The 14,611-nt window shown below is 68.3% G+C and carries 15 protein-coding genes; 8 read left to right on the top strand and 7 right to left on the bottom strand.

All coding sequences use genetic code 11. From position 1 onward, the window contains the following. Positions 1-107 precede the first annotated feature (107 nt). The 3 genes from AC1RAD_RS25540 (at position 108) to AC1RAD_RS25530 (ending at position 3,181) form a co-directional block, all read left to right on the top strand. Positions 108-1,517: an amidase family protein gene (locus tag AC1RAD_RS25540; protein WP_492737915.1), complete on the top strand. Its 1,410-nt coding sequence runs from the start codon at positions 108-110 to the stop codon at positions 1,515-1,517. Between the two features lie 49 nt (positions 1,518-1,566). Continuing rightward, positions 1,567-2,571: a tripartite tricarboxylate transporter substrate-binding protein gene (locus AC1RAD_RS25535; RefSeq protein ID WP_492737913.1), complete on the top strand. Its 1,005-nt coding sequence runs from the start codon at positions 1,567-1,569 to the stop codon at positions 2,569-2,571. Between the two features lie 136 nt (positions 2,572-2,707). Further along, on the top strand, positions 2,708-3,181 hold the full coding sequence (locus AC1RAD_RS25530; RefSeq protein ID WP_139699963.1) for a DoxX family protein: 474 nt from the start codon (positions 2,708-2,710) through the stop codon (positions 3,179-3,181). Position 3,182: 1 nt separating this feature from the next. Here AC1RAD_RS25530 and AC1RAD_RS25525 read toward each other — a convergent pair whose 3' ends face one another. After that, positions 3,183-3,908 (bottom strand): Crp/Fnr family transcriptional regulator, encoded by a 726-nt coding sequence (locus AC1RAD_RS25525; RefSeq protein WP_354342819.1) that lies wholly within the window; start codon positions 3,906-3,908, stop codon positions 3,183-3,185. A 43-nt stretch (positions 3,909-3,951) separates the two neighbouring features. Here AC1RAD_RS25525 and AC1RAD_RS25520 point away from each other — a divergent pair, with 43 nt between their 5' ends. After that, on the top strand, positions 3,952-5,610 hold the full coding sequence (locus tag AC1RAD_RS25520) for an adenylate/guanylate cyclase domain-containing protein (RefSeq protein WP_492737911.1): 1,659 nt from the start codon (positions 3,952-3,954) through the stop codon (positions 5,608-5,610). 117 nt (positions 5,611-5,727) lie between these two features. After that, positions 5,728-6,087: a hypothetical protein gene (locus AC1RAD_RS25515; protein WP_062479876.1), complete on the top strand. Its 360-nt coding sequence runs from the start codon at positions 5,728-5,730 to the stop codon at positions 6,085-6,087. Here AC1RAD_RS25515 and rtcA read toward each other — a convergent pair whose 3' ends face one another. The 6 genes from rtcA to AC1RAD_RS25485 form a co-directional block, all read right to left on the bottom strand. Then, positions 6,088-7,188 carry an RNA 3'-terminal phosphate cyclase gene (gene rtcA, locus AC1RAD_RS25510; protein WP_492737910.1) on the bottom strand — a complete coding sequence of 367 codons (1,101 nt, stop codon included), beginning with the start codon at positions 7,186-7,188 and terminating at the stop codon, positions 6,088-6,090. 22 nt (positions 7,189-7,210) lie between these two features. Beyond that, positions 7,211-7,564: a zinc-ribbon domain-containing protein gene (locus AC1RAD_RS25505; RefSeq protein WP_492737908.1), complete on the bottom strand. Its 354-nt coding sequence runs from the start codon at positions 7,562-7,564 to the stop codon at positions 7,211-7,213. 59 nt (positions 7,565-7,623) lie between these two features. Beyond that, positions 7,624-7,911 carry a hypothetical protein gene (locus tag AC1RAD_RS25500; RefSeq protein WP_492737906.1) on the bottom strand — a complete coding sequence of 96 codons (288 nt, stop codon included), beginning with the start codon at positions 7,909-7,911 and terminating at the stop codon, positions 7,624-7,626. 2 nt (positions 7,912-7,913) lie between these two features. Then, a complete protein-coding gene (locus AC1RAD_RS25495; RefSeq protein ID WP_492737904.1) occupies positions 7,914-9,143 on the bottom strand; it encodes an RtcB family protein in 1,230 nt (409 codons plus the stop codon). 20 nt (positions 9,144-9,163) lie between these two features. Continuing rightward, entirely contained in the window at positions 9,164-10,000 is an 837-nt protein-coding gene (locus AC1RAD_RS25490; protein WP_492737902.1) for a hypothetical protein, read from the bottom strand. A 248-nt stretch (positions 10,001-10,248) separates the two neighbouring features. Continuing rightward, positions 10,249-11,400, bottom strand: a complete 1,152-nt coding sequence (locus tag AC1RAD_RS25485; RefSeq protein WP_492737900.1) for a slipin family protein — start codon at positions 11,398-11,400, stop codon at positions 10,249-10,251. Between the two features lie 686 nt (positions 11,401-12,086). On the opposite strand from AC1RAD_RS25485, the gene rtcR reads away from it, so the two are divergent. Genes rtcR through AC1RAD_RS25470 form a run of 3 tightly spaced genes read left to right on the top strand, consistent with a single transcriptional unit; the run spans position 12,087 to position 14,605 of the window. Beyond that, complete coding sequence (gene rtcR / locus AC1RAD_RS25480) at positions 12,087-13,706, top strand: RNA repair transcriptional activator RtcR (RefSeq protein ID WP_492737898.1); 1,620 nt, start codon at positions 12,087-12,089, stop codon at positions 13,704-13,706. Positions 13,707-13,729: 23 nt separating this feature from the next. Further along, positions 13,730-14,260 carry a 2'-5' RNA ligase family protein gene (locus AC1RAD_RS25475; protein ID WP_492737896.1) on the top strand — a complete coding sequence of 177 codons (531 nt, stop codon included), beginning with the start codon at positions 13,730-13,732 and terminating at the stop codon, positions 14,258-14,260. Between the two features lie 15 nt (positions 14,261-14,275). Continuing rightward, positions 14,276-14,605 carry a low molecular weight protein tyrosine phosphatase family protein gene (locus tag AC1RAD_RS25470; RefSeq protein WP_492737895.1) on the top strand — a complete coding sequence of 110 codons (330 nt, stop codon included), beginning with the start codon at positions 14,276-14,278 and terminating at the stop codon, positions 14,603-14,605. Positions 14,606-14,611: the final 6 nt, after the last annotated feature.

Below are 14,611 nucleotides of genomic sequence, written 5' to 3'. Positions count from 1 at the left end.
GCGCGGGCTGACCCGCCGCTGCCCTCTTCTCCTGCTCTCTCTTGCCTTCACCCCGGTCGCGCCGGGGTGCGGGGTTTCCTTTGCCTGAACTTTCCTCGAGACCTCCCATGACTGCATCCCCCGCCCTCTGGCAGCGCAGCGCCACCGACCTCGCCGACGCCGTGCGCCGCCGCGAGCTGTCCTGCCGCGAAGTGACGACCAGCGTGCTCGCGCGCATCGCCGAACTCAACCCGCGCCTCAATGCCCTGGCCGAGGTGCTGGCCGACGAAGCCCTGGCCAGCGCCGACGCCGCCGACGCGCGCACCCTGCGCGGCGAGCCGCTGGGCCCGCTGCACGGCGTGCCGGTGAGCATCAAGGTCAACGTCGACCAGGCCGGCCACGCCACCACCAACGGCGTGATCCCGCTGAAGGACCACATCGCCCGCGAAGACGCGCCGGTGGTGGCGCACTGGCGCAGCGCGGGCGCCGTCATCGTGGGGCGCAGCAACACCGCGACCTACTCCTCGCGCTGGTTCACCGACAACGGCGTGCACGGCCGCACGCTGAACCCGTGGGACGCGGCCATCACCCCCGGCGGCTCCAGCGGCGGCGCGGCCGCGGCGGTGGCCGCCGGCATGGGCGCGCTGGCGCACGGCAACGACATCGGCGGCTCGATCCGCTACCCCGCGTACGCCTGCGGCGTGGCCGGCCTGCGCCCCACGGCCGGCCGCGTGCCGGCCTTCAACCCGAGCGCGACGAGCGAGCGCGGCATCACGCCGCAGCTCATGTCGGTGCAGGGGCCGCTGGCGCGCAGCATCGCCGACCTGCGACTGGGCTACGAGGCCATGGCGCGCCCCGACGCGCGCGACCCGAACTGGGTGCCGATGCCGCACGAGCTGCCGCGCTCCGCCGGCCCGATCCGCGTGGCGCTGTTCAAGCGCACGCCGGGCATCCCGGTGGACCCGGCCGTCACGCAGGCCCTGGACGACGCCGCGCGCTGGCTGCAGCAGGCGGGCTACGCGGTCGACGAAGCCGAGCTGCCCTTCTTCGGCGAAGCTGCGGCCCTGTGGCGCACGCTGATCGTGGACGACACCCGCCGCAACATCATCGCGGGCGTCGAGCAGCACGGCGACGACCTCATGCGGCGCAGCCAGCGCTACCTGCTCGAAGGCATGGCCGAGACCGACCGCGACGGTTTTCTCGACGCACTCGCGCGGCGCCAGGCGCTGCTGCGCAGCTGGTCGGTGTTCATGCAGACCCATCCGCTGGTGCTGATGCCCGTGTCGTGGCAGCGCCCCTGCCCGCAGGACGAAGACGTCGCCAGCCTGGAGCGCGCCCGCGCCCTCATCGACGCCCAGAGCCCGCTGCTCGCGACCGCCGCGCTGGGCATGCCCGGCCTCGCGGTGCCCACCGGCATGGCCGGCGGCGCGCCCATGGGCGTGCAGCTGCTGGCCTGGCGCTTCCGCGAAGACCTGCTGCTGGAGGCCGGCCAGGCGATCGAGGACGCGGCCCGCTTCACGCCACTGGTCGCGCAGTGACCTTTCCTTTCCTGTTCTTCCAACGATTCCAACCACCCGGAGACTTTCGATGACCCCCTTCACTTTCCCCACCGGCCCCGCGCTCTCGCGGCGCGGCCTCATCCGCGCGGCAGCGGCCACGGGCCTGGGCGGCCTGCTGCCGTACGGCGCGAACGCGCAGCCGGCGGTCAACCGCCTGATCGTGCCCTTCCCGGCCGGCGGGCCGGCCGACTTCATGGGCCGGCTGCTGTCCGAAAAACTCAAGGACGAGCTCGGCCGCCCGGTCATGGTCGACAACCGCCCCGGCGCCGGCACGCGGCTGGCGGCCGAGGTGCTGAAGAACAGCCCCGCCGACGGCACCACCATGCTGCTGGCGCCGGTCGACCCGATGTTCATCGGCCCCGCCATCTACGCCAACATGCGCTTCAACCCGGCCACCGACTTCAAGCCCGTGACCGACGTGAGCGGCATCCAGTTCGGCCTGGCCGTGAGCGCCGCCTCGCCGGTGAAGACGCTGGCCCAGTTCGTCCAGGCCGCCAAGGCCCACCCCGACCAGGGCTCGATCGGCATCACCACCGTGGGCTCGCTGCTGCACTTCCTGGCGATGGACTTCGTGGCCCTGTCGCGCAGCGGCGCCACCCTGGTGCCCTACCGCGGCGGTGCGGCCATGGTCACCGAGCTGATCGGCGGCCAGGTGGCCTCGGGCATGGACGCCACCACCACCCTCACCGAGTACCACCGCGCGGGCAAGCTGCGCGTGCTGGCCGTGGCCGGCGACAAGCGCGCCGACGGCCTGCCCGACGTGCCGACCTTCGCCGAGTCGGGCTACCCGACGCTGGTGGCCTCGTCGCGCTACGTGCTGTACGCCCACGCCAACACCGCGCCCGCCACGCTGGCGCAGTGGAACCGGGCCGTGCGCAAGGTGCTGGCCCTGCCCGACGTGCGCGAAAAGCTGGGCCGCGTGGGCTACGACCTGCTGCCCGGCGCGTCGACCGAAGAGGTGGTGCGCTACACCGACGCGCTGGCCGCACGCTGGCTGCCGGTGATCAAAGCCTCGGGCTACAAGGGCGACTGACGCCCGGCGGCGACCCAACCGCCGAAAAGTGTGCGTAAACGCACCGACCGGCGACGGCGGGGCTCTCACACTGGCATGGCAACCGCCGCAGTCCGCGGCGGCCTTCTTCCTTTTTTCTTCCACTCAAGGATTCGCCATGAACACCCAGGCTGCCCCGATCGCCTCCGCCGCTTCGGCGTCTTCCTCCTCGTCGTTCCTTGCCACGCCCGCCGCCCGCGACGACGCCGGCAAGCTGGTGCTGCGCGTGTCGGTCGGCGTGCTGATGCTGCTGCACGGCATCTTCAAGCTCTCGGCCGGCGTCGGCTTCATCAGCGGCATGCTGGCCAAGGCCGGCCTGCCGGGCGGGCTGGCCTACCTCGTGTTCGTGGGCGAGATCGTCGCGCCGCTCTTGATGATCGCGGGCCTGTGGACGCGCGCCGCCGCCGCCGTGGTGGTGATCAACATGCTCTTCGCCTTCGGCCTCGTGCACATGGCCGACCTGTTCGCGCTGACCAAGCAGGGCGGCTGGGCCCTGGAACTGCAGGGCCTGTACCTGTTCGGCGCGCTGAGCGTGGCGCTGATGGGCGCGGGCCGCTACAGCGTGGCCGGCTCCAACGGCCGCTGGAACTGATCTAGTCCCCGCGCACCTGCGACACCATCTGCGCCAGGCGCTCGGCGTCGGCCACCACCAGCGCCTTGCCGTCCTTGCGCAGCACGCCGCCGCGCACCAGCGTGTTGAGTTCGCGGGTCACCTGCTCGCGGTTGGTGCTGATCTGGCTGGCCAGCGCCGCGTGCTTGGGCGCGGGCTCCAGCCGGGCCTCGTTGCCGTCGATGCCCGCCTCGCGCGCCAGGCGCAGCAGCTCGGCATGCAGGCGGTTCTGCACGCCCAGCGTGCTCAGGTCGATCACCCGCTCCGACAGCTGCCGCACCAGCGCGGCCAGCCGTTGCATCACGCGCTCGGCCACCAGCGGCTCCTCGCGCAGCAGCGCCAGGAAGGCCGCACGGTCCAGGCTGGCGACCACGCAGGGTTCGAGCGTGACCACGTCGGCCGAACGCGGCCCGCCGTCCAAAGCGGCGATGTCGCCGAAATGCGCGCCGGCCTCCGAATCGCGGAACGTCACCTGCCGGCCGTTGGCCGCGTAGGTCGTCACCCGCACGCGGCCCGACACCAGCAGGAACACCTCGCCCTGCAGGTCGGCACGCAGCATCAGCGGCTTGCCGGCCGCCACGCTGTGCCACAGGCACTGTCGCGCCAGATGGTCGAAGCGGTCGTCGGAGAGGCCTTCGAGCAGCGCGATGCGGCGCAGCGCGAGGCTGGAGCGGGGGGTGGGTTCGGGTAGGGCCATGCCGGTGGTCATCGAGGCGCGCGCATTATGCTCGGGTGCCGCTTCGAACCCGTTCATGGACAGACGTTCCCCTCCTTCCCCTTTTTTGCTGAGAACGCCGACACGGCGCAACCTCCGCTGGGCGAGCGGGCTGGTGCTGATGGCCTACATCACGGCGCACCTGCTGAACCATTCGCTGGGCATCGTCTCCTTCGCCGCGGCCGAGACCGTGCTGCGCGGCGTGCAGAAGTTCTGGCACAGCCTGCCCGGCACCCTGCTGCTGTACGGCGCCGCCCTCACCCACCTCGTGCTCGCCGTAGCCGCCCTGTGGGACCGCCGCACCCTGCGCATGCCGCCGCTCGAAGCCCTGCGCGTGCTGCTGGGCTTTGCGCTGCCGCTGCTGCTGGCCACGCACCTCACCGCCATGCGCGGCGCCTGGCTGGCCTACGGCGTCGAGGGCTCGTACGTGCGCGTGGTCTGGGGCCTGTGGGACCTGGCCGGCGCGGGCGCGCAGCTGGGCATGATGCTCGCCGCCTGGGCCCACGGCTGCCTCGGCCTGCACTTCGCGCTGCGCGTGCGCCCGCTCTACCGGCGCCTGTTCGCGCCGCTGCTCGCGGTGGCCGTGCTGCTGCCGGTGACCGCCGCGATGGGCTTCGTGTCGATGGGGCGCGAGTTCCAGTGGACCGGCGTGCCGCCCGTCGTGCTGCCGACGCCCGAACAGGGCCGCGCGCTCAACACCGCCGAGACCAACATCAAGCTCTACTACGCCTTGGCGCTGCTGGCCCTGCTCGCGGCCTACGCGGCGCGCAGCCGCCTGGCCCGGCGCGCGCGCGGTGCCACCGTCGCGCTGCGCTACCCCGACCGCACGGTGCACGTGCCGCCCGGCTGGAGCGTGCTCGAAGCCAGCCGCTCGCACGGCATCGCGCACGTGTCGATCTGCGGCGGGCGCGCGCGCTGCTCCACCTGCCGCGTGCGCGTGAGCGGCGCACCCGAACACATCGGCACGCCCGGCCGTGACGAGCAGCGCACGCTCGAACGCGTGCGCGCCCCGCACGACGTGCGGCTGGCTTGCCAGCTGCGCCCGCGTGGCAGCATCGAGGTGACGCCGCTGTTCGCGCCGCTGCCGCGCGAGGGCCGGCCCGCGCCGGTCGGCCGCTTCGGGCACGAGCGCGACGTGGCGATCCTGTTCGTCGACCTGCGGCGCTGGTCGGGCCTCTCGGAGCGGCAGTGGCCCTTCGACCTGGCCTACGTGCTCGACCGCTACTTCGCCATCGTGGGCGCCGCCGTGCGCGAGAGCGGCGGCGTGCCCAACCAGTTCATCGGCGACAGCGTGATGGCCATCTTCGGCCTCGAGAGCGACCTGCCCACCGCCTGCCGTCAGGCCCTGCATGCCACCCAACTCATCGGCGAGCGCATGGACGCATGGAACGTCGACTTCCAGGCCCAGTTCGGCCAGCAGCTGGACTTCGGCATGGGCCTGCACGCCGGGCGCGCGGCCGTCGGCGAGGTCGGCTACCTCGAGACCACCACCTTCACCGCCATCGGCGAAGTGGTCAACACCGCGAGCCGCCTGCAGGACCATTCCAAGACGGCCTCGGCGCGGCTCGTGGTCTCGCAGTTCGCGGCGCAGCAGGCCGGCGCCGAAGCAACGCTGGGCCCGGTCGACACGCTGAACGTGCGCGGGCGCTCCGAACCACTGGCCGTGATGTATTCACGTGCCGGGAAAGCGCCCTGAGCATCACCTGCCGGATTCGGTGCGCAAACGCACAGCGCCTTCCGTGATGCGGTTTCACACTGCAGCTTGTGGCAACGACGACTGTCCGCCGCCCACAGACTCAAGGGAAATCTCATCATGAACAGCAAGCAACTCCTCGCCATTTCCGCCGCCGCCTTCGCCCTGCTGGGCACCGTGGGCGCGGCCCACGCCGAAACGTATGAAGGCGTGCACGCCATCACCTCGGCCGCCAGCCGTGCCGACGTGCGCACCCAGGCCGTCGCCGCCGCGCGCAATGGCAACGAATACTCCGACGCCGCCGCCGAAGGCACCGTCGCCGTGACCTCCACGCTCGACCGCCAGGCCGTGCGCGACCAGGCCGTGGCCGCTGCCCACAACCCGCTGCAAAGCCTGGACCGCCGCGCCTTCTACCGCGACGAAGTGCCCGCCGCCTACAAGAAGCCGGCCGTGAGCTTCACGCGCCAGGCCGGCCTGTAATCACGACGCCACCTGCACCCGCGCCGCGCGCGGGCCTGCGGCCTCGGTGATCGTGAAGCGCACCGGCAGGAAGCGCTCGATCACCGCGCAGTTCGTGCGCGTGTGCGGCGTCACTTCGCTGCAGGTGAACGCGCCCGACTGCCCCGGTTGCCGGAACACCGCCAGCGCCAGCAGCAGCGCCAGCTGATCGGCCAGGTGCGGCCCCACGGCCGCATCTTCATGCTTCTGGAACGCGCGCACCTCCTTCACGAGGCCGTGCGCCACCTGCTCCGCGCTCAGCGTCTTCTCGCCGAAGGCCGTGAACACCTCGGTGAGGTGGGCGTAGGCGAGCGTCACCAGCAGCGCATTGCCCGGCCCTTCGTTCTGGCGCGTCGGCACCGTGCGCAGCTGCTCGGCTTCCACCGACCAGCCCATCGCCGCCCCCACCGTCTCGAGTTCGCGCGCCGCCACATGGCGCGGCAGTCCGGGCGCCAGGCACTCGGCATGGCCCGCCAGCAGATGGCCGCGCGACAGCAGGTCGAAGGCCTGCAGCCGCGCGCCTTCCGCCGCCGGCACGATCGTCGCGTCCACCTCGCCGCCGCCGGCCGGATAGAAGCCGCAGCGGCGCAGCACCAGCTGCAGGTCGCCGCCAAGGCGACGCACCAGCGGCGCGAACGCACGCTCCAGGAAGTGGAACGGCGGCGCCATCGGGTTGTGCGTGCCACCGCTCAGCCGCAGCCGGCTCACCTGGCCCGCGGGTTGCAGCAGCAGCGGCGGCAGCACCGTCTGCAGCACCAGCATGCAGCTGCCCGCACCGGCGATCGCAAAACGGTAGTCGCCCGCGCGCACCGGCCCCGGCACGAAGCGCAGCGACTGCGAGCCCAGCTCGGCGCCTTCGACCTGCGCGCCGCTGATCTCCGCGGCCGCATGCACGCACGCCAGGTGCTGGCGCATCAGGCCCGGCTTGGCCCGGCCCGCGCGGATCTTCGCGATGGCCAGCGGCCGGCCCGTGACCATCGACAGCGCGAGGCCGGTGCGCAGGATCTGGCCGCCGCCTTCGCCTTGGGAGCCGTCGAGTTCGACGGCATCGAGTGCTCGTTGTTCTTCTTGTGCTTCCGTCATCGGGAAAGTCTTTCTCTCTTGTTCAGTCGTTTGTCGTTGTTCTTGTTCGCGTGGTTCCGAGCCGGCACGCGCGGCAGCGCACCGCCGTGCTGTGGATGCTGCCGAGCGCCACCTCGTACCACCACTTCTGCTGCTTGGCCGTCCACACTTCTTGTACCCCGCAATCGCGGCAGGTGAACGCCTTGTCGACGTAGAAGGTGGGCAACGGTCCGTAGGTGTTGTTGTGCGCGGCCAGCAAGGCCGTGTCGGCAGCAACCATGCCTTCGGCGCGAAGCAGGCGCGCATCGGCCTGGCGCTGCTGCAGTGCCACGGCACGCGCAGCGCGTTCGAGGCGGTGCGCCTTGATTTCGGCACGCCGTTGCTTGTTGCTCTTCATTTTTCTTTGAACCTCCGCAATACGTCGCTACGAAGGCAGGTCGGTCTTCCGATCCCCTCCTATAGCTCTTCCACTGTCACGATACCTTCGCCCGCAGCGAGTTGAACGATGCTGCCCAACACCTGTCGTGCAAAGTCGGTGTTCGCAAGCAGGCAGACCACAAAGCCATCGGCCTCGATGCTGACCACGGCCTGCGCCCATTCCGAAGGCGTCGACGGCGGCGCCAGATAGAAATCCGCGCGCTCGCCCTCGACGTTCAGATGGCCACCGATGCCTGCCTTCCTGCAGATGCCTTGCGCGACTTCGCGCGACGGCAATGCGACCTTGACGCGGTACTCGATGCCCACGGTCAACCCTTCACACACACCACCTGCTTGAGCGTGTAAACCACCTCCACCAGGTCCTTCTGCGCCTCCATCACCGCGTCGATGTCCTTGTAGGCCATCGGAATTTCGTCGATCACGTCGGCGTCCTTGCGGCATTCGACGCCTTCGGTCGCGGCGATCTGGTCGGCGACGGTGAAGAGCTTCTTGGCCTTGGTCCGGCTCATCTTCCGGCCCGCGCCGTGGCTGCAGCTCATGAAGCTCTCTGGGTTGCCCTTGCCGCGCACGATGTAGCTCTTGGCGCCCATGCTGCCGGGGATGATCCCCAGCTCGCCGAGCTTCGCGCTCACCGCGCCCTTGCGGGTCACGAGCACGTCTTGCCCGAAGTGCGTCTCGCGGCTCACGTAGTTGTGGTGGCAGTTCACCGCTTCCACGTGCGCCTCGAAGGGCTTGGTGATGACCTTGCGCGCGGCCGCGACCACGCGCTGCATCATCACTTCGCGGTTCGCACGCGCGAACTTCTGGGCCCAGCCCACCGCGCGCACGTAGTCGCCGAAGTACTGGGCGCCTTCCTCGAAGTACGCCAGGTCCTGATCGGGCAGGTTGCGCTGGTGCAGTTCGGCATCCTTCTTCGCGAGTTCGATGAAGTGCGTGCCGATGGCGTTACCCACCCCGCGCGAACCCGAGTGCAGCATGAACCACACGGCGCCCGCTTCGTCCAGGCACACCTCGATGAAGTGGTTGCCGGTACCCAGCGTTCCCAGGTGCTTGTGGTTGTTCGTGTTCTTGATGCGCGGGTGGTCCTCGCAGATCAGCTCGAACTCGTCCACCAGCTTGGCCCAGGCGGCATCGGTTTCGTCGGGCGGGGTTTCCCACGAACCCTTGTCGCGGCCCATGCGCTTAGGGTTCGATCCGTGGGGCACGGCCTTCTCGATCGCCGAACGCAGCGGGCCCAGGTTGTCGGGCAGGTCGCGCGCGTTGAGCGTGGTCTTGCAGGCCATCATTCCGCAGCCGATGTCCACGCCGACGGCGGCGGGAATGATGGCCTTGAAGGTCGGGATCACCGAACCCACGGTCGCGCCGATGCCGTAGTGCACGTCGGGCATGGCCGCGATGTGCTTGAACACGATGGGCAGGCGCGCGGCGTTCTCGAGCTGCTTTTGCGCTTCGTCTTCCACGGGCACGCCGTTCGTCCACATCTTCACGGGGACGCCGTTGGCCACTTCGTGCAGCTTGTAGTTCGTCTTCGTTTCCATAATTTCTTTCGTTTTCTTCTTCAATCGGCAATCAAATCAAACACCGAATCGAGTATTTCCTTGGGACCCATTCCTGCACCGCACCCGCAAGCGGAGTGCTGTTCGATCGTCGACATGTCCAAGGCCAGCATCTTCTTGGCAAAGAGATCGCGATGATGTGCATCCAAAAGCCATGACTTCATGGTTTCGCGAAATACGGGCCGGTCGTCGGCAAAGGCATTCTCAATTTCCCGAGCCTTCCAAAAGTCCCAGTAGCCGGCATTGGCGTAGTGCAACGTGGCACCGGGACTCTCTGCTTCTAGCCAATGCGCCAGCAAGGGTTCCAATCCGATGCCACCCAGATGGAACATCAGCAGGATGTCAAAGGCATTGCCTCCCATGAAGTGGTTGGATGCCTGTTCTTGCCAATGGTGCCGCCGCAGTCCTTCGGAAAAGAACACCAATGCGAATGCATCGATGACCGCACGCTCCTGCACTGAAAATGTTCCCGCCTCGCAGCGTCCCAGACGGTCCAGATAAAGCTCCGTCGAGTGGTGCAGCTCGGCGCCTTGACTCAACAAGTCGAACATTCGTGGCAAGAAGTACTTGATTTCGTTGCCGGGCTGCACTTCGCTTTTGGCAGAAGTGTTGTACTCATAAAAGTGTCTGGCTGTGAGTTGCAATAACGGCAGGCAACGCATCTCTTTCTCCAGCGCGTCGTCCATGCAACAGGAGATGCAGACGTCCAGCATGTAACTTGGCGCCCGGTACTTCTTGAACACGGCGTAGGCCTGCTCTACCGCTTGGCTCATCGCAAATGAAGGCTTCAACAGTTTTTTGTTCATTTTTTCCTGCTCCAACTTCAAGTTGGTGGACACGGCGGGATTCGAACCCGCATCAATACGGCGACCGTGGTGTTTGAATCCAGCGGCCCAGTCGACGATTGGAAACGCGCGCCAGTGACAGACCCGTCATCGGAGCCAGCACCTGCATCCTCAACCTTGCTCGTCAACCGACTTGCCCGCCGTACCTGGTCTTACCCAGGCTGCCGGCAATTTCAAACATTTTTGGCAGTGGCGCTCCCTTCTGTGCCTGCGTGCCCGTGTCTCTTTCTTTTCTCTACCGCTCAGGACCCGTTCGGCCGCAGCGTCACGAGCCCGTTGAGCACCTGGTCCAGACCGCCGACCACCGAGATCTTGTCGATGCGCTCGGCCACGCGTTCCAGCGTCTCGAGTTCCTTCATGCGCAAGGCGACGGGGTTGCCCTCCATCACCTTGGCGGTGTTCAGCAGCGAGCGCGTGGCCGCGGTTTCCTCGCGGCGGCGGATCACGTTGGCCTGGGCCGACTTCTCGGCCTCCACCACCTGCGCGAGGATGGTCTTCATCTCGCCCGGCAGGATGATGTCCTTCACACCCACGCTCTCCAGCACCAGGCCCGAACCCTCGAGCCGCTCACGCACCTGCGCCAGCACCGTCTGGTCGATGGCCGACTTGTTCTCCAGCAGGGCGTCGAGCGTCTGCTCGCCCACCGCCGCGCGCAGGCCGAACTGCAGCTCGCGGTACACATGCTCGGCCGGCTTGGGCATCTGCGCCAGGGCCTGGCGCACATCGGCAAAGCGCCACACCGCCGACAGGTTCAGCCGCAGCCCCACCTTGTCGCGGGTCAGGATTTCCTGGCCGCTCACTTCGGCGATCTGCGAACGCAGGTCCACGCTGGTCACGGCCACCTGCCGGTTGAAGCGCCAGAAGCCGTGGTTGCCCGGCGGCAGCAGCGCCTGCATCTGGCCTTCGAGGGTCAGCACGCCGGCGTGGAACTCGGGCACCTGCACCAGCAGCACGCCTTCGAGCCCCTGCACCGCACGCGGACGCAGCGCCACGCTCTGCAGCTTGGTCAGCAGCTCGGCCGGCAGGCGTGCATCGGCGGCCACGTCGATCACGTCGACGCGCTGCTCGCGCAGGCCGCGCCAGTAGAGCTTGCGGGTGGCGGGCGGCAGCACCTGCACCAGCACGCCGTCTTCATGGCGCAGGCCGACCTCGGTCTCGCCCAGCGACACCTGCACGAACTCGCGCTGCACCAGCTGCGGCTCGCGCGCCAGGAAGTAGTCGGCCAGCTCGTGGTCGAAGGCCGGCTCGGCCAGCGAGAAGCGCTCGAGCTGCACGGTGTCGAAGCCCGTGAACACACGGTACTTGCCGGCGGCGTACAGGCCCTCGAAATCGCCGTTGCGCAGCAGCAGCACGCGTTCGTTCTTCTTGACGGTGAATTGGGTGAATCCCAGCATTTTTTCTTCCTCTCTCTTCTTCTTCGTTGCGGTTGTCGTTTTGTTGTTCGTCTGTGTTTCGTATCGGGGCCCACGAAGGGCAGGCGGCGGGCACCGTGGCTTGCGAGGTCAGCAGTACAGCGGTCGACGGGTCGGTGCGGTGGCTGCGCCATCGCCTCCTTCTGCGTCGATGGCTGCATGCGGTTCCTTGCAGAACGCGCGATGCGCAAGCCGCCTGCACTGGCACGGTGTCGCTCGGCCGGGCCCTGCCCTGCGCCTCGCTCCGGTGTGCCGGGGCGGTGGGGCTTTCGCCCCCATCAAAGCGGCGGTGCGAACACCGCCGAAGGTTGTTTGCGGGAATCGAACCCGCCACGCCGTGTGGTTAGCACGGTGCTCCACCATGAGCAGACTGGAACAAGTCCAGTGACCAAAGCAGTTCAACAGCGGCATACCGCGGACCCAAGAACAGGTCTGGCCTGCGGCACCGGGCCGCTTTCATGCGGCACCTGGGAGCGGATGAACTGCATCCGGACCCTTTCTTTATTGCAGCGAGCGTGCCAACTTGCGCGCACGGCGCCCAAAAACAGGGCGATGGCGATGCAAGTCATTGACCGGCAAGGGAAATTTCTTCTTCGCCCTGTGTGACACGGTGCCGATCCCTTGCTAGCATTCGGATAATTTCTAGAAATTCAGCTAGTCTTTTATCCATGAAGCCCATCGTCGTCATCGGTTTCCTCGGCACCCAGCTCGATGCCGGCCAGGGCGCGGGCCGCTGGAACAAGTGGCGCCCCACGGTCTCGCTCGCGCAGCACGACGACATGGTGGTGGCGCGCATCGAGCTGCTGCACACGCGCAAGCACACGGCGCTGGCAGAGCTGGTGAAGGCCGACATCGCCGCCGTGTCGCCCGAGACACTCGTCAACCTCGTGCCCTTCGACCTCGAAGACCCGTGGGACTTCGGCGAGGTCTACACGCGCCTGTACGACTGGGCGCGCGCCTACCCCTTCCAGCCCGAGCGCGAGCAGTACTGGACGCACATCACCACGGGCACGCACGTGGCGCAGATCTGCATGTTCCTGCTGTCGGAATCGCGCGTGGTGCCCGGCGTGCTGGCGCAGACCTCGCCGCCGCGCAAGCAGCGCCAGGGCGACGCCGGCAAGGTCGCGCTCATCGACCTCGACCTGTCGCGCTACGACCCGATTGCGCGCCGCTTCGACGCCGACCAGCGCGACGCGGTCGCCTTCCTGAAGAGCGGCATCGCCACGCGCAACGCGCGCTTCAACGCACTCATCGACGAGATCGAGCGCGTGGCCGTGCGCTCGCGCGCGCCCATCCTGCTGGTGGGGCCGACGGGCGCGGGCAAGTCGTTCCTGGCGCGCCGCATGTTCGAGCTGAAGCAGGCGCGCCACCAGGTGACGGGGCCGTTCGTCGAAGTGAACTGCGCCACGCTGCGCGGCGACGGCGCGGCCTCCACGCTGTTCGGGCACAAGAAGGGCTCGTTCACCGGCGCGGCGAGCGACCGCGCGGGGCTGCTGCGCACCGCGCACCAGGGCGCGCTGTTCCTCGACGAGATCGGCGAGCTCGGCCTGGACGAGCAAGCGATGCTGCTCAAGGCCATCGAGGAAAAGCGCTTCTTCCCCGTGGGCGCCGACAAGGAAGTGGAGAGCGACTTCCAGCTCATCGCCGGCACCCACCGCGACCTGCGCCGCGACGTGGCGCAGGGGCGCTTTCGCGAAGACCTGTTCGCGCGCATCAACCTCTGGACCTACGACCTGCCCGGCCTCGCACAGCGACCCGAGGACATCGAGCCCAACCTCGACCACCTGCTGGCCCTGCACGCGGCCGAGAACCACCGCGTGGTGCGCTTCAACGCCGAGGCGCGCACGGCCTACCTGCGCTTTGCGCAGAGCAGCGAGGCGATCTGGCGCGGCAACTTCCGCGACCTGTCGGCGAGCGTGACGCGGCTTGCCACGCTGGCCGATGGCGGGCGCATTGCCGTCGCGCTGGTCGAGGCGGAGATCGCGCGGCTGCGCTGGCTGTGGAAGCACGAGGGCGTTGGCACATCGGCGGCGACAGGCGACGACATCGACCTGGAAGCCCTGCTCGGCGAAGAAAAGTTCGCCGCGCTCGACCTGTTCGATCGTCTGCAGCTCGAAGCGGTGGTGCGCGTGTGCCGGCCGGCACGCAGCTTGTCGGAGGCGGGGCGGCAGCTGTTCCAGGCCTCACGGACGCAGCGCAGCGTGGTGAACGATGCGGACCGGCTGCGCAAGTACCTGGCCAAGATGGGGCTGGACTGGGCGCGCGTTTCAGCCGATGCGCGCCCCTGAGGGCGTGGGCTATCCTCCGCCCGATGCCCATCTCCGCATTCGCCGTGAAGGTTCCCGCGGCTGAAACCATCGCCGCAGACCTTCGCCGCCGCTTCGATCCCACCGTGGCGCTCGGCGTGCCCGCGCACATCACGCTGCTCGTGCCCTTCATGGACCCCGCGCTGATCACCGAGGAGGTGCTCGCCCGCGCGCAGCGCGTGCTGCAACGCACGGTGCCGTTCTCGTTCGTGCTCGGCAAGGTCGGGCGCTTTCCCGAGACCGCCTACCTCGCACCGGAGCCCGCTGCGCCGTTCATCGAAATGACGCGCGCGCTGGTGAAAGAGTTTCCCGACTTCCCGCCGTACGACGGCGCGCATGACGACATCGTTCCGCATCTGTCGGTGGCGCACGGCAACGCGCTGCACGCGGAAGAAGCGGCCATCGAGTTGCAGGCCCGGCTGCTCGCATCGGGCGCGGTGCATGCAAATTGCATCGAGGTCGCGCTCATCGAAAACTCATCCGGCCGCTGGCAAGACTTCCATGTCTTCCCGTTGCCCCACAACGCCGCGGCCTGATTCACTCATTCATTCATGCGCAACGTCCTTTTCATCTGCAGCCGCAACCAATGGCGCAGCCCCACCGCGGAACAGCTCTGGCGACGGCATCCGCTGATTGCGGCGCGCTCTGCGGGCACCAGCCCCAATGCGCGGCACCGCGTGTCCGTCGACGACATCGACTGGGCCGACGTGATCCTCGTGATGGAAGAGAAACACAAGTCGCGGCTCGTGGCCGAGTTCACGCGGATGCTGGAGGGCAAGCCGATCCACGTGCTCGACATTACCGACGACTACAAGTACATGGACGCTGAACTGGTCGAAGAGCTCCAGCGATCGGTTCCGTCGATTCTCGGCATCGACTGACACCCA

The sequence above is a fragment of the Variovorax sp. GW823-FHT04B03 genome (assembly GCF_058796495.1).
The sequence above is the reverse complement of the archived record's forward strand: the minus strand, read 5'-3'. Positions and strand labels throughout refer to the sequence as shown.

Coding starts and splice junctions, on each gene's coding strand:
- AC1RAD_RS25520 (WP_492737911.1), top strand. CDS start 3,952: ATGGACAGACGTTCCCCTCCTTCCCCTTTTTTGCTGAGAACGCCGACA.
- AC1RAD_RS25475 (WP_492737896.1), top strand. CDS start 13,730: ATGCCCATCTCCGCATTCGCCGTGAAGGTTCCCGCGGCTGAAACCATC.
- AC1RAD_RS25530 (WP_139699963.1), top strand. CDS start 2,708: ATGAACACCCAGGCTGCCCCGATCGCCTCCGCCGCTTCGGCGTCTTCC.
- AC1RAD_RS25470 (WP_492737895.1), top strand. CDS start 14,276: ATGCGCAACGTCCTTTTCATCTGCAGCCGCAACCAATGGCGCAGCCCC.
- AC1RAD_RS25505 (WP_492737908.1), bottom strand. CDS start 7,564: ATGAAGAGCAACAAGCAACGGCGTGCCGAAATCAAGGCGCACCGCCTC.
- AC1RAD_RS25525 (WP_354342819.1), bottom strand. CDS start 3,908: ATGACCACCGGCATGGCCCTACCCGAACCCACCCCCCGCTCCAGCCTC.
- rtcA (WP_492737910.1), bottom strand. CDS start 7,188: ATGACGGAAGCACAAGAAGAACAACGAGCACTCGATGCCGTCGAACTC.
- AC1RAD_RS25540 (WP_492737915.1), top strand. CDS start 108: ATGACTGCATCCCCCGCCCTCTGGCAGCGCAGCGCCACCGACCTCGCC.
- AC1RAD_RS25495 (WP_492737904.1), bottom strand. CDS start 9,143: ATGGAAACGAAGACGAACTACAAGCTGCACGAAGTGGCCAACGGCGTC.
- AC1RAD_RS25535 (WP_492737913.1), top strand. CDS start 1,567: ATGACCCCCTTCACTTTCCCCACCGGCCCCGCGCTCTCGCGGCGCGGC.
- AC1RAD_RS25485 (WP_492737900.1), bottom strand. CDS start 11,400: ATGCTGGGATTCACCCAATTCACCGTCAAGAAGAACGAACGCGTGCTG.
- rtcR (WP_492737898.1), top strand. CDS start 12,087: ATGAAGCCCATCGTCGTCATCGGTTTCCTCGGCACCCAGCTCGATGCC.
- AC1RAD_RS25515 (WP_062479876.1), top strand. CDS start 5,728: ATGAACAGCAAGCAACTCCTCGCCATTTCCGCCGCCGCCTTCGCCCTG.